Below are 13,905 nucleotides of genomic sequence, written 5' to 3' on the forward strand. Positions count from 1 at the left end.
TACATTGTGCGGTCCATCGTTGGGCGCCCAACCGCCACGCGCCGATTTTTCTCCACCCCTTCGACACGAGCCTCGCCATGCCCGATCTTTCCGCCTTCCCGATTACGCAGAAATGGCCCGCGCAGCATCCGGACCGCATCCAGCTCTATTCGCTGCCGACGCCGAACGGCGTGAAGGTGTCGATCATGCTGGAGGAAACCGGGCTCGCCTACGAACCGCACCTGGTGCGCTTCGACACCAACGACCAGCTGTCGCCCGCCTTCCTGTCGCTGAACCCGAACAACAAGATTCCCGCGATCCTCGATCCCGACGGCCCGGGCGGGCGGCCGCTCGCGCTGTTCGAATCGGGCGCGATCCTGATCTACCTCGCCGACAAGAGCGGCCAGCTGCTGCCGCAGGATCCGGCGGCGCGCTACGAAACGATCCAGTGGCTGATGTTCCAGATGGGCGGCATCGGCCCGATGTTCGGCCAGGTCGGGTTCTTCCACAAGTTCGCGGGCCGCGACTACGAGGACAAGCGTCCGCGCGACCGCTATGTCGCCGAGGCGAAGCGGCTGCTCGCGGTGCTCGACGGCCATCTCGCGACGCGCGCCTGGATCATGGGCGACACCTACACGATCGCGGACATCGCGACCTTCCCGTGGATCCGCAACCTGGTCGGCTTCTACGAGGCGGGCGAGCTGGTCGGCTTCGACGCGTATCCGCACGTCGCGCGCGCCCTCGCCGCGTTCGTCGCGCGCCCCGCCGTCACGCGCGGCCTCGAGATTCCCGCCCGCGCGTGACGCGTCCGGACGCGCGCGGCTAGGCGCGCGTCTGCCCCTGCAACAGCTTGTCGAGCAGCGCCGCCAGCTGGGCCTGCTCGCCCTCGCTGAGCGGGCTCAGCACCGCGCGCTGATTGTCGACGTGCGCCCCGACCGCCGCCTCGATCAGCGCGTACCCCTCGTCCGTCAGCCCCACCAGCGTGCCGCGCCCGTCGGCGGGATTCGGCCGGCGCTCGACCCAGCCCGCCTGCTGGAGCCGGTCGATGCGGTTCGTCATGCTGCCCGACGAGATCATCGCGGCGTCGTACAGCGCGGTCGGCGTCAGCGCATACGGCCTGCCGCTGCGACGCAAGGTCGCAAGCACATCGAATTCCCCGGGCTGCAAACCGTAGCGCGCGAACAGCGGCGTGAGCCGGTCGCGGGCGATCACGAGGGCCGTCTCCTGCAGGCGGCCCAGCAGCAACATCGACATCGGATCGAGATCCGGGCGCTCGCGACGCCACTGCTCGACCGCATGGGCGGCTCGGTCCATTAACCCTCCTGATCGTCCCAGTTATCTTGACCTCAAGATAAATCACCACTATCTTGATATCGAGATAATTATACGCAACGGTCGGCGCGCTTCTTGAGGCGCGCCGCGCTTCAGGGATTTCCGCCTCATGCCACTCCTGCTTTCCCCCGCCTGGCGGCTCGCCGCGATCGTGCTGGTCGGCCTCAACCTGCGGCCGGTGCTGGCCTCGCTCGGCCCGCTGCTCGACACGATCCAGCGCGCGACCGGGATCAGCGACAGCACTGCAAGCCTGCTCACCACCGTGCCGATCCTGCTGATGGGCGCGGGCGCGCTCGGCGCGCGCTGGCTGCAGCGTCACGCCGGCGTGCGCGCGGGCGTCTGGCTCGGCGTCGCGCTGATCGCGCTCGCCTGCGCCGCGCGGCTCGCCGCCGCGCATCCGGCCGTGCTGCTCGCGAGCGCGCTCGCGGCCGGCGCCGGCATCGCGATGGCGCAGGCCTTGCTGCCGACTTTCATCAAGACGCATTTCGCCGCGCGCGCCGGCAGCGTGATGGGCTTCTATTCGACCTCGATCATGGGGGGCGCGGTGTTCGCGAGCGTCGTCACGCCGTTCGCCGCGGCGCGCGTCGACTGGAGCGCCGCGCTCGCCGGCTGGGCGCTGCCCGCCTGTGCGGCCGCCGTGCTGTGGCCGCTCGCGAGCCGCGCCCGGGCGGGCGGCCCCGCCGCGACGACAGGCCGCCACGGCGCGCGCGGTTCGCGCGCGTGGCTGCTCGCGCTGTTCTTCGGGCTCGGCACCGGCGCCTATACGCTGGTGCTCGCGTGGCTGCCGCCGTACTTCGTGTCGCTCGGCTGGTCGCCCGAGGCCGCGGGCGGCCTGCTCGGCGGCGTGACGGTCGCGGAAGTCACCGCGGGCCTGCTCGTTTCCAGCTTCATCGACCGCCTGCGCGATCGTCGTCCGGCATTGTTCGCGGCGATCGGCTCGCTGCTCATCGGCCTGCTGGTGCTGATCGCGTCGCCGCTCGGCCTCGCGCTGCCGGCCGCGCTGCTGATCGGTCTCGGGATCGGCGCGCTGTTTCCGCTGTCGCTGATCGTCGCGCTCGATCACGTCACGCAGCCGGCCGAGGCCGGCGCGCTGACCGCGTTCGTGCAGGGCATCGGCTACCTGATCGCGGGCCTGTTCCCGTTCGCGGCCGGCCTGATCCGGCAGAACCTCGCGGACCTCACGCCCGCCTGGGCCTTCATGGCCGTCGTCTGCCTCGTGATGTTCGCCATGGCCGCACGCTTCGCGCCGCTGCCCGTCGCGGCCGCGAGCCGCGCCTGATCAGTCCGCGCTCGCGTACAGCGTCGAGCGCGCGAACCCGTCGGCGGTCAGCACCCGGCCGATCAGGATCAGCGCGGTGCGCTCGATCGGCGTCGCCGCGATCTTCCCGACGATATCCGCAAGCGTGCCCGTCACGCGCACCTCGTCCGGCCAGCTCGCGCGATACACGACCGCGACCGGGCAATCCGCGCCGTAGTGCGGCAACACCTCGTCGACGATCTTCGCGAGATGGCGCACGCCCAGATGGATCGCCAGCGTCGCGCGGTGCGCGGCGAGGCCGCCCAGCGCCTCGCCCGCCGGCATCGTCGTCTTGCCCGCGTAGCGCGTGAGGATCACCGTCTGCGCGACGTCGGGCAGCGTCAGCTCGACGCCGAGCGTTGCCGCGCAGGCGGCCGTCGCGGTCACGCCCGGCACGATCTCATAGGGAATGTCGAGCGCGCGCAGCCGGCGGATCTGCTCGCCGATCGCGCCGTACAGCGACGGGTCGCCCGAGTGCACGCGCGCCACGTCCCGGCCCTTCGCATGCGCAGCCGCGAGCAGCGCGACGATCGCGTCCAGATCCAATTCCGCCGTGTTCACGACCTGTTCGGCGCGATGGCCTTCGAGCACCGCCTCGGGCACGAGCGAACCCGCGTAGAGAATCACCGGGCAGGTGCGCACGAGGCGCTGCCCCTTCACCGTGATCAGTTCGGGGTCGCCCGGCCCCGCGCCAATGAAATACACCGTCATGTCCTGCTCCGTCTGGCCTGTCCGACAGGCGTTAAAGGTCGAGCGCGGCGCGCAGCGCGGCGACGCCGTCGAATTCGCGATCGGCGGGCGGCAGCGCCGGACGCTCGACCATGATCACCGGCAGGCCGCGCTCGCGCGCGACCTCGAGCTTGGCTTCCGTCGCCGCGCCGCCGCTGTTCTTGCTGATCACCACGTCGATGCCGTACTGCGCGAACAGCGCGCGTTCGCCGTCCGGCGTGAACGGGCCGCGCGCGGCCAGCACCCGCGCGCGCGCGCGGCCCGGATGCGCGTCGAGGCAGCGCACGGTCCAGTGCTGGTGCGGCGGCACCGCGTCGAGATGCGCGAGCGGCTCGCGGCCGAGCGTAAACAGCGGCCGCGCGAACGGCGCGAGCCGCGCGCGCACCGCATCCCAATCGCGCGCGCCGCGCCAGTCGTCGCCCGCGCCCGGCTGCCACGGCGCGCGCCGCAGCGCCCAGTACGGCACGCGTGCCCGCCCGCAGGCGCACGCCGCGTTCGCGCTGATGCGCGCCGCGTACGGATGGGTCGCATCGATCAGCAGGTCGATGCGGGCCTCGGCCAGATAGCGCGCGAGCCCGTCCGCCCCGCCGAAGCCGCCCACCCGCACCGCGCAGGCCAGGTCGTCCGGCACCTTGCCGAGCCCGGCCAGGCTGTAGACCGCCGTCGGGCCGAGCGCGCGCGCGAGCCGCAGCGCGTCGCCCGTGCCGCCGAGCAGCAGGATGCGCGGCGCGGCCGTCATCGCGCGATGCCGACGATGCCGCCCTGGCGGTCGATCGCGAACATCTCGACCGCCACCGACGGCGGCACGATGTCGCGCGCGACCCGCAGCGCGCGGGCGCAGACGGCGTCGCCCAGGGCGATGCCGTCGGCATGCGCGAGCGCGAGCGCCTGCTGGCTGGTGTTGCTGGCGCGGATCGCGTCCAGCAGCGCGGCGGCCGCGCCCGCCTGCGCGGCCCACTCGGCGAGCTGCGGCAAGTCGATGCTCGAATGGCGGCTGTGCAGGTCGAGATGGCCGGCCGCGAGCTTGCTGAGCTTGCCGAAGCCGCCGCACAGGCTGACCCGTTCGACGGGCGCGCGGCGCAGGTGCTTGAGCACCGCGCCCGCGAAATCGCCCATCTCGATCAGCGCGATGTCGGGCAGGCCGTAATACGCGCGCATGGTGTCCTCGCTCGCGTTGCCGGTGCAGGCGGCGAGATGGCGGATGCCGTTCGCGCGCGCGACGTCGATGCCCTGGTGGATCGACGCGATGTAGGCGGAACACGAGAACGGCCGCACGATGCCGGTCGTGCCGAGGATCGACAGGCCGCCGACGATGCCGAGGCGCGGGTTCATCGTCTTGAGCGCAAGCGCCTCGCCGCCCTCGACGCCGATCGTCACCTCGAAGCCGCCCGCATAGCCGTGCTCGGCCGCGAGCGCGCCCAGGTGCTCGCTCATCATGCGGCGCGGCACCGGGTTGATCGCCGGCTCGCCGACCGGCAGCGTGAGCCCCGCGCGGGTCACCGTGCCGACGCCCGGCCCCGCGTGGAAACGCACGCCGGGCGCGGCCGCGAGCCGCACCCTCGCGAACACCAGCGCGCCGTGGGTGACGTCGGGATCGTCGCCCGCGTCCTTGATCGTGCCCGCTTCCGCGCCGTCGTCGGTGCGCCGGCAGAACGCGAGCCGCATCAGCACGCGCTGCCCCTTCGGCAGCACGATCTCGACCGCGTCGCCGGGCACGTCGTCGAACAGCAGCCGCGCGGCCGCGAGCGAGGTCGCCGTCGCGCAGCTGCCCGTCGTGTAGCCGCTGCGCAGCGGGGCGGGCTGTTCGGGGGTCTCGTCGCGCATCAGCGCGCGTCCTCGCGCGGCTTGTCCACCGCGTAGAGCGTGACGGGCAGCGCCGCGCGCCAGGTCTCGAAGCCGCCGAGCGGCTGGGCCTCGGCGAGCGCGATGCGCGTGAGCGCGCCGCCGTGCCGCGCGCGCCACGCGACCAGCGCGGCCTCGCCTTCGAGGGTGACCGCATTGGCGACCAGCCGGCCGCCCGGCTTGAGCGCCGCCCAGCAAGTGTCGAGCACGCCCGCGCCGGTCGCGCCGCCGCCGACGAAGATCGCATCGGGCGCGGCGAGGCCCGCGAGCGCATCGGGCGCGCGGCCCGCGACCAGTTGCAGCGCGGGCACGCCCAGCGCATCGCGGTTGTGCTCGATGAAGCGGTGGCGCGCAGGATGCGATTCGATGGCGATCGCCCGGCAGCTTGGGTGCGCGCGCATCCATTCGATGCCGATCGAACCGGCCCCCGCGCCGACGTCCCAGAGCAGTTCGCCGGGCGCGGGCGCGAGGCGGCCGAGCGTGAGCGCGCGCACGTCGCGCTTCGTCAGCTGGCCGTCGTGCCGGTAGGCGTCGTCGGGCAGCCCCGGGGTCAGCGCGAGTCGCGCGGCAGGCGCGTGCGCCGCCGCGCGGCAGTCGAGCGCGACGAGATTGAGCGCGGCCACGTCCGGCGCGCACCAAGCATCGGCGCGTCCGTCGATGCGCCGTTCAAGTGGACCGCCCAGGTGCTCGAACACACTGAGGCGCGTCGCGCCGTAGCCGTGCCCGACGAGCCAGGCGGCAAGCGCGGCGGGCGTCGCGCCGTCCGCGCTCAGCACGATGAGACGCCGGCCGTCGTACAGCGCGCGCCGCAGCGCGGCGAGCGGCCGGCCCACCAGCGACAGCGTGTCGACTTCGTGCAGGGCCCAGCCGAGGCGCGCGGCGGCCAACGACGGGGACGACGGCGCGGGCAGGATCCGGAGTTCGTCGACGGGCAGCGCGCGCGCCAGCGTCGCGCCGACGCCGAAGCACATCGGATCGCCGCTCGCGAGCACGCAGACGCGTTCGGCGCGGCGCGCGAGCAGCGCGGCGAGATCGAACGGCCGCGGCCACGCTTCGCGCCGCGCGCGCAGGCGCGCGGGCAGCATCGCCAGATGCCGTTCGCCACCGACGACCAGCGCGGCGTCGAACAATGCGCGGCGCGCGGCGCGGCCAAGGCCCGCGTAACCGTCGTCGCCGATCCCGACCACCGTCAGCCAGGTGGTCATGCTTGCTTCCCGTTCCATGATTCCGTCGACGTTGCTGGCGGTGTGGTGACAAAGGAGGAATGATACAGCGCGATGCGGCGCGGGCATGCGCTTGCGGCGACCTCGGCCGGGTTGCTGTCGCGGCGTGGCCGGCGCGTGTCGCGACGGTTTTCGGATTCGACGGCGCCTGCAAACGGCGCGTTGCTTCGCGCGGCCGTGCGGCACGCCGACGCCGGTCGCAGCGGAGCCGATGAATGAGTCCGGCGCTTCCACTCAGCCCGTGCCGGGCAGCGCCGTCGGGCCGCTGCCGGCGTATGCCCGGCGCGTATAGCGTCCGCTTTCGGATTCGACGACGTGCGCAGCCGGTCGCAAGAGAGCCGGTGAATGAGTCCGGCGCTTCCGCCAGGCCCGTGCCGGGCAGCAGCCTCGGGCCACTGCCGGCGTATGCCGGCGCATATCGCGCCGGTTTTCTGGTACGACGACGTGTGCAATCAGCGCTTCGCTTCACGCGGCCGTGCGGCTCGCCGACGCCGGTCGCAATGGAACCGATGAATGAGTCCGGCGCTTCCGCCAGGCCCGTTCCGGGCAGCGGCGCGATACGCATGCCCGCATGCGCAAGCCGTATTCACGCGGCGCGCGGGCACGCCGCGGCCGTCGGCCCCGCAACGTCGCGCCGAAAGCAGATCCGTCGTCCCGCCCGATGCTCGGCGGCATCCGCATGCCCCCCGCCTTCACGTCCCCGCCGAATTTATTTGATTCCCTGCAAACCCTTACCCGGCAAGGCCCGACCAGAATCGGGTATGCTACGGCGTTCGTTCGCCGGTGCCCGTCAGGGCCTAACAGGGAACGCAGGATGCCGCTTCGCGCATCGCTGCGGCTGCCCCCGCAACTGTGCGCAGCGAGTCCGCGCGCCAGCATGCCACTGGCCCTGCCGGGAAGGCCGCGCGCGGGCCCCGACCTGCGAGCCAGGAGACCTGCCGGCGTGGTTTTCGTATGTGACGGTCCGCGTCGGACGGGGTGTGCCGACGCCGCCATGCCAGCCGTCCGCGCGCGCGGACGGCGCGGGCCGCCGCGCACACCGACCCGGTGCCTCTTTGACTCCAGCCGACTCCACTGCCGCCTCCGCCCTGCCCCGCGCGTCCGCGTGCCCGGGGCTCGTGCGCATCGTCGCGGCGCGCGACGGCGGGCTGTGCCGGATCCGCCTGCCCGGCGGCGCGCTCGACGCCGCCCAGGCGCGAGCGATCGCCGCGGTCGCCGAGCGCGACGGCTCCGGCGCGATCGAGGCGACCAACCGCGCGAATCTCCAGCTGCGCGGCGTGCGCGCCGGCCGCGAGGCCGCCGTGACCCGCGCGCTGCGCGACGCGGGGCTCGGCCCGCGCGTCGCCGACGATGCCGACGACGCCTGCGTCGCCGCGCGCGACGACGTGCGCAACCTGTTGCTGAGCCCGACCGCCGGCCGCGACCCGCACGCGCTGCTCGACAGCGCCGCGCTGGCCGGGCCGCTGCTCGCGATGCTGCAGAGCGAGCCGCGCCTGGCCGCGCTGTCGCCCAAGTTCTCGCTGCTGCTCGACGGCGGCGAACGGCTCGCGGCGCTCGATCATCCGCATGATCTGTGGCTGTCCGCGCTGCTTGACGCGCGCGGCGAACGCTGGCTCGCCGTCGGCCTTGCCGGCTGCCCGCCCAGGGCGGGCGCGCCCGATGTGCGCCCCGCGCTCGCCGCGATCCGCCCCGAGCACGCCTGCGCCTTCACGCACGCGCTGTTGTGCGCGTTCGTCGCGCTCGCGCCGCCCGACGTCACGCGCATGCGCGCGTTGCTGGCGCGCGAATCGGCCGAGGCCCTGCTCGCGCATGCCGCCGCGCATACGCCGCACACCTGGCGCCGCGACCCCGAGCTGCACGCCTGGCGCCGGCCCGATCCGGACCTCGCGCGGCGCTTCGGCATTCACCCCGAACACACGCCCGACACCTGCCATGTCGGCGCGCAGGCGCCGCTCGGCCGGCTCGACGCGGCCGGCCTGCGCGCGCTCGCCGGGCTCGCCGCCCAGGACGGCGACGGCACGCTGCGCATCACGCCGTGGCAAGGCGTGCTGCTGCCGGGCGTGCCGCGCGCGGCGGCCGGGCGCGTCCTCGCGCGGCTGCATGCGCTCGGCTTTGCGTGCGACCCCGCGCAGCCGCTCGCCCATCTCGTCGCCTGCGCGGGGTCCGCGGGCTGCGCGCGCGCGCTCGCGGACACCAAGCAGGATGCGCGGCAGCTCGCCGCGCGCCTCGCGCGCGCGCGCGACGTGCACCTGAGCGGTTGCGCGCGCAGCTGCGCGCTGCCGCACCCCGCCGCGCACACCTTGCTCGCGGCCTCGCCCGGGCACTATGACCTGTATCGGCGCGACGGGACGACGGGCTTCGGCCGCGTCCTCGCGCGCCATCTGACGATCGATCAGGCCGCGCTCCATCTCGACGGAGCCGGCCAGCTTCAGGACTTCACCGATGCTTGACTACCTACGCGACGGCCAGGAAATCTACCGCCGGTCGTTCGCGACGATCCGCGCCGAAGCGGACCTGCGCGACATCCCCGCCGACCTCGAAAAAGTCGCGGTCCGCGTGATCCACGCGTGCGGGATGGTCGATATCGTGCGCGACCTGCGCTTCTCGCCGGGCGCGGGCCACGCGGGCCGCGCGGCGCTCGCGGCCGGCGCGCCGATTCTCTGCGACGCGCGCATGGTCGCCGAGGGCATCACGCGCGCGCGGCTGCCCGCAGCCAATCCGGTGATCTGCACGCTCGGCGACGCCGCCGTGCCCGATCTCGCCCGCGCGCTCGACAACACCCGCTCGGCGGCCGCGCTCGAACTGTGGCGGCCGCATCTGGCGGGCAGCATCGTCGTGATCGGCAACGCGCCGACCGCGCTGTTCCATCTGCTCGACCTGCTCGATGCGGGCGCGCCGCGCCCCGCGCTGATCCTGGGCTTCCCGGTCGGTTTCATCGGCGCGGCCGAATCGAAGGCGCTCCTGGCCGCCGACAGCCGCGGCGTGCCGTTCGTCGCCGTGCTCGGCCGGCGCGGCGGCAGCGCGATGGCCGCCGCCGCCGTCAACGCGCTCGCCTCGGAGGCCGAATGAACGGCGTCCCGCTCGACGACGGCCCGCGCGCGGCCGGCCGGCTGTACGGCGTCGGCGTCGGCCCCGGCGACCCGGAGCTGCTCACGCTGAAGGCGCTGCGCGTGCTGCGCGCCGCCCCCGTGGTCGCGCACTTCGTCGCGAAGGGCAAGAAAGGCAATGCATACGGCATCGTCGAGACGCATCTGCACGACGCGCAGACGCAGCTGCCGCTCGTCTACCCCGTCACCACCGAGGCGCTCGCGCCGCCGCTCTGCTACGAAACGATCATCGCCGACTTCTACGACGCCGCCGCCGCGCGGGTCGCCGCGCATCTGGACGCGGGCCGCGACGTCGCGGTGATCTGCGAGGGCGACCCGTTCTTCTACGGCTCCTACATGTATCTGCACGACCGGCTCGCCGCGCGCTACGACGCGGAAGTGATCCCCGGCGTGTGCTCGATGCTGGGCGGCGCGGCGGTGCTCGGCGCGCCGCTCGTGTATCGCAACCAGAGCCTGTCGGTGCTGTCCGGCGTGCTGCCCGAGGCGGACCTGCGCGAGCGCCTCGCGCGCGCCGACGCGGCCGTCGTGATGAAGCTCGGCCGCAATTTCGCGAAGGTGCGGCGCGTGCTCGACGAACTCGGGCTCGCGCAGCGCGCGCTCTATGTCGAGCGCGCGACGATGACGAACCAGCGCATCGTGCCGCTCGCGGAGGTCGATCCGATGGCCTCGCCGTATTTTTCACTGCTCGTCGTGCCGGGGAAGAAATGGCAAGCCTGACCACCGCGCCCGCGATCATCGTCCTCGGCCCCGGCGCGCTCGACGTCGCGCGCCGCATCCAGGCCGGCCAGCCGGGCGCGCAGGTGCACGCGCTCGCGAGCCGCGCGCGCGCCGACGTCGCTTTCGACGAACTGGGCGTGCACCTGCGCGACCTGTACCGGCGCGGCACGCCGATCGTCGCGCTGTGCGCGGCGGGCATCGTGATCCGCTGCATCGCCCCGCTGCTCGCCGACAAGGGCGCGGAGCCGCCGGTGCTGGCCGTCGCGGAGGACGGCAGCACCGTGGTGCCCCTGTTGGGCGGGCTCGCCGGCGTCAACACGCTTGCCCGCGCGATCGCCGCCACGCTGGCTTGCGCGCCCGCGATCACGACGAGCGGCGAACTGCGCTTCGGCGCGTGCCTGCTCAATCCACCCGACGGCTACACGCTCGCGGACCTCGACCACGGCAAGCGTTTCGTGTCCGACCTGCTCGCCGGCGAGACGGTGCGCATCGACGGCGCGGCGCCCTGGCTCGACGCGGTGGCCTTGCCGCGCGACGATGCAGGCGCGACGCGCACGATCCAGATCTCGCCGCGCGCGCATGCGCGCGCCGACACGCTGCTGATTCATCCGCGCAGCGTCGTGGTCGCGTTGACGCTGGAGGCGCGCGCCGCCAGGGCGGACGGGCGCGCGCCGCAATGCGGTGTGGGTGATGGAGCCGGATTTGGGGCTGAGGCTGAGGCTGAAGCCGGGGCCGAAGTCGGAACTGAAGCTGGAGTCGGGACTAAAGTCGAAGTCGAAGTCGAAGCTGAAGTCGAAGTCGAAGCTGAAGTCGAAGTCGAAGTCGGAGCCGGAGTCGGTTACGGTGTCGGGGCCAGGGCCGAAGCTGGAGTCGGGACTGAAACCGAAACCAGAGCCGGGGCGCATGCCGAAGCCGAATCGCTTGCGCAACAGGTCCGCGCCGCACTGACCGAAGCCGGGCTCGCGTCGCACGCCCTCGCGGCCCTGGTCGCGCCCGCGTCCGCACTGGGCCACCCGGCGCTCGCGCAGGCGGCCGGGCAGCTCGGCGTACCGTTGCGCTTCGCGACCGGCGCGGCGCACGACGCCCCCGCACTGCTCGCCGACACGCTCGCGACGATCGCGCCCGACTGCACGCCGGCCGCCGGCGCGACGCCGACCCTCGCGATCGCCGTCTGCGCGCGGCCCGTGCCCGTCGAACGGCTCGGCCGCGCGCGCGGCCGCCTGACCGTGCTCGGCCTCGGCCCGGGCAGCGCCGCGCTGCTGACGCCCGCCGCCCGCGCCGCGCTCGACGATGCGACCGACATCCTGGGCTACGCGACCTACGTCGAGATGGCCGGCCCGTTCCACGCGGGCCAGCGCCTGCATCCGACCGACAACCGCGAGGAAATGCAGCGTGCGCGCCATGCGTTCGCGCTGGCCGCGCAGGGACGGCGGGTCGCGATGGTGTCGTCGGGCGATCCCGGCGTGTTCGCGATGGCCGCGGCCGTGCTCGAAGCGCTCGACGCCGCGGCCGGCGCGCCGGCGGCCGGCGCTCCTGCAATGGGCGACCCCGCCTGGGCGACGGTCGAACTGGAGATCATCCCCGGCGTCTCGGCCGCGCTCGCCACCGCCGCCGTCGCGGGCGCGCCGCTCGGCCATGATTTCTGCATGCTGTCGCTGTCGGACAACCTGAAGCCGTGGGACATCATCGAAACCCGTTTGCGGCACGCGGCGCAGGCGGACCTCGTGATGGCGTTCTACAACCCGATCTCGCGCGCGCGCCCCTGGCAGCTCGACCGCGCGCTCGACACCGTGCGCGCTTGGCGCGCGCCCGACACCGTCGTCGTACTCGGCCGCGACATCGGCCGGCCCGGCGCGACCCTCGTCACGACGACGCTCGGCGCCTTGCGCGCCGATCAGGTGGACATGCGGACGATGGTCATCGTCGGCTCCTCGACCACCCGGCGCGTTTTCCTGAACAATGGCCGCGATTGGGTCTACACCCCCCGCTGGTATCGCTGAAACGCCCGCCGCACGGGGCGCGGCGGGATGTCTCATGAGGTATTAGATTGGTATCATGCTGGCATTAAATTGGTTTATTATTTCCGATTTCAAATCAATCAACAAAAATAACAACCAACTATTCACTAAACGATTGGAATCCTCCAAGATGGGCACGCCGCGCCCGGGACCGGCCCTGTCCGGCCCGCCGCGGTGGCGATGCGCAGGCCAGCGCACCGTTCATAACCATGGAGAGAACACAATGAAATCCAGCGTGTTGTCACATCTGCTCCCGCGCGCGCTTGCCGCGGGCGGTCTGTTCGCGGCGGCGAGCCTGTCACAGGCGGCGGGCGTCTATGCGCCCTACATCGACTTGACGCTCTATCCGACACCGCTCGTCGACCAGATCGGCGTCCAGCAGGGGATCCAGCAATTCACGCTCGCGTTCGTCGTCGCGGGCAACGGCTGTCAGCCGTCGTGGGGCGGCGTGCAGCCGATCGGCAATGGCGCGACGGGCGACCTGCTCACGACGATCGCGACCTCGATCAGCAACTACCGGGCGAAAGGCGGCGAGGTCGCGGTCTCGTTCGGCGGTGCGGCGGGCACGGGGCTCGCGCAGGCCTGCACGACCGTGCCCGCGCTGAAGAGCGCGCTGCAGACGGTGATCGACACCTACGCGCTCACGCACATCGACTTCGACATCGAAGGTTCCGCGCAGGACGATGCGGCCTCGCTCGCGCGCAACTTCCAGGCGGTCGCGCAGCTGCAGGCGGACTATGCGGCGAAGGGCAAGCCACTGCACGTCACGCTGACGCTGCCGACGCTGCAAAGCGGCCTGATCGACGAAGGCCTGGGCGTGCTGAACGCGGCCGTGAAGAACAACGTCGCGCTCGATTCGGTGAACATCATGACGATGGACTACGGTCCGTCGGGCGTCGACATGGGCGCGGCCGCGATCAGCGCGGCGCAGGGGCTGTATTCGCAGCTGGACACGGCGTACAAGTCGGTCGGGCAGCCGAAGACGAACGCGCAACTGTGGCAGCTCGTCGGCGTGACGCCGATGATCGGCCAGAACGATACGCAGGGCGAAATCTTCACGCTGGCCAACGCGCAGAGCGTGGTGAACGCCGCGATCAACAACGGCTACGGCTTCTTCGCGATGTGGTCGGTGGCGCGCGACCAGCCGTGCGCGAGCAACACCGGATCGGCGTCGGACACCTGCTCGGGCGTCACGCAGACGCCCTATGCGTTCTCGACGATCTTCAAGAAGCTCGACGGCAAGTGGGGCACGGGCGTGACGCAGGACCCGAGCTACGGCGGCGGCACGAATCCGGGCAATCCGCCGCAACCCGGGCCGTGGGTGCCGGGCGTCGCCTATCAGGCGGGCGCGACGGTCACCTATCAGGGGACGACCTATACGGCGCAATGGTGGACCCAGGGCGACACGCCGGGCCAGGCTCCGGTCTGGAAGGCCGTGGGCGGCGCGCTGCCGAACTGGTCGTCGACGGTCGCGTATACCGGCGGCTCGTGCGTGATGTACCAGGGCGCGAAGTATTGCGCGCAGTGGTGGACGCAGGGCGATACGCCGGGCGCGGGTGGGGTGTGGGTGAAGTCGTGATGGGGTGAGTTGCACCGGCCTGCCCTTCAGGCGGCTTCGGGGGGCGGGTCGGGTGAGCCTGGGGGCGGCGCGCTGGCGGGTG

Annotated in this window: 12 protein-coding genes and 1 riboswitch; of the genes, 7 read left to right on the forward strand and 5 right to left on the reverse strand. The window is 72.7% G+C overall.

All coding sequences use genetic code 11. The annotated features are described in order from the left end of the window. Window positions 1-77 precede the first annotated feature (77 nt). The gene (locus AC1RQF_RS10345) at window positions 78-782 is read left to right on the forward strand and encodes a glutathione binding-like protein (protein WP_492871962.1); all 705 of its coding nucleotides are present in this window, start codon (window positions 78-80) and stop codon (window positions 780-782) included. Window positions 783-801: 19 nt separating this feature from the next. Here AC1RQF_RS10345 and AC1RQF_RS10350 read toward each other — a convergent pair whose 3' ends face one another. Further along, complete coding sequence (locus tag AC1RQF_RS10350; RefSeq protein WP_274003225.1) at window positions 802-1,293, reverse strand: MarR family winged helix-turn-helix transcriptional regulator; 492 nt, start codon at window positions 1,291-1,293, stop codon at window positions 802-804. A 127-nt stretch (window positions 1,294-1,420) separates the two neighbouring features. Here AC1RQF_RS10350 and AC1RQF_RS10355 point away from each other — a divergent pair, with 127 nt between their 5' ends. Continuing rightward, window positions 1,421-2,590: an MFS transporter gene (locus AC1RQF_RS10355; protein WP_492871963.1), complete on the forward strand. Its 1,170-nt coding sequence runs from the start codon at window positions 1,421-1,423 to the stop codon at window positions 2,588-2,590. On the opposite strand, the gene cobM is transcribed toward AC1RQF_RS10355, so the two are convergent. Genes cobM through cbiE form a run of 4 tightly spaced genes read right to left on the reverse strand, consistent with a single transcriptional unit; the run spans window position 2,591 to window position 6,384 of the window. Further along, entirely contained in the window at window positions 2,591-3,319 is a 729-nt protein-coding gene (gene cobM, locus AC1RQF_RS10360) for a precorrin-4 C(11)-methyltransferase (RefSeq protein WP_492871964.1), read from the reverse strand. A gap of 31 nt (window positions 3,320-3,350) precedes the next feature. Then, window positions 3,351-4,076, reverse strand: a complete 726-nt coding sequence (locus tag AC1RQF_RS10365) for a cobalt-precorrin-6A reductase (protein ID WP_492871965.1) — start codon at window positions 4,074-4,076, stop codon at window positions 3,351-3,353. After that, window positions 4,073-5,161: a cobalt-precorrin-5B (C(1))-methyltransferase gene (locus tag AC1RQF_RS10370; RefSeq protein WP_492871967.1), complete on the reverse strand. Its 1,089-nt coding sequence runs from the start codon at window positions 5,159-5,161 to the stop codon at window positions 4,073-4,075. Before AC1RQF_RS10370 ends, AC1RQF_RS10365 begins: the two co-directional genes overlap by 4 nt. Next, entirely contained in the window at window positions 5,161-6,384 is a 1,224-nt protein-coding gene (gene cbiE, locus AC1RQF_RS10375) for a precorrin-6y C5,15-methyltransferase (decarboxylating) subunit CbiE (RefSeq protein ID WP_274003234.1), read from the reverse strand. Before cbiE ends, AC1RQF_RS10370 begins: the two co-directional genes overlap by 1 nt. Before the next feature lie 782 nt (window positions 6,385-7,166). Continuing rightward, a riboswitch (cobalamin riboswitch) is annotated at window positions 7,167-7,359 on the forward strand. 98 nt (window positions 7,360-7,457) lie between these two features. Here cbiE and cobG point away from each other — a divergent pair. The 5 genes from cobG to AC1RQF_RS10400 all read left to right on the forward strand — a co-directional run bounded on the left by cobG (window position 7,458) and on the right by AC1RQF_RS10400 (window position 13,823). Continuing rightward, window positions 7,458-8,852, forward strand: a complete 1,395-nt coding sequence (gene cobG / locus AC1RQF_RS10380) for a precorrin-3B synthase (RefSeq protein ID WP_492871968.1) — start codon at window positions 7,458-7,460, stop codon at window positions 8,850-8,852. Continuing rightward, a complete protein-coding gene (locus tag AC1RQF_RS10385; protein WP_274003238.1) occupies window positions 8,845-9,471 on the forward strand; it encodes a precorrin-8X methylmutase in 627 nt (208 codons plus the stop codon). The genes cobG and AC1RQF_RS10385 overlap by 8 nt, the downstream gene beginning before the upstream one ends. Further along, on the forward strand, window positions 9,468-10,226 hold the full coding sequence (locus tag AC1RQF_RS10390) for a precorrin-2 C(20)-methyltransferase (protein ID WP_492871969.1): 759 nt from the start codon (window positions 9,468-9,470) through the stop codon (window positions 10,224-10,226). The genes AC1RQF_RS10385 and AC1RQF_RS10390 overlap by 4 nt, the downstream gene beginning before the upstream one ends. Next, the gene (cobJ, locus tag AC1RQF_RS10395) at window positions 10,223-12,226 is read left to right on the forward strand and encodes a precorrin-3B C(17)-methyltransferase (RefSeq protein WP_492872015.1); all 2,004 of its coding nucleotides are present in this window, start codon (window positions 10,223-10,225) and stop codon (window positions 12,224-12,226) included. Before AC1RQF_RS10390 ends, cobJ begins: the two co-directional genes overlap by 4 nt. Before the next feature lie 241 nt (window positions 12,227-12,467). Continuing rightward, window positions 12,468-13,823, forward strand: a complete 1,356-nt coding sequence (locus AC1RQF_RS10400) for a chitinase (protein ID WP_492871970.1) — start codon at window positions 12,468-12,470, stop codon at window positions 13,821-13,823. Window positions 13,824-13,905 lie beyond the last annotated feature (82 nt).

Source organism: Burkholderia sp. GW821-FHT14F03, assembly GCF_058803765.1.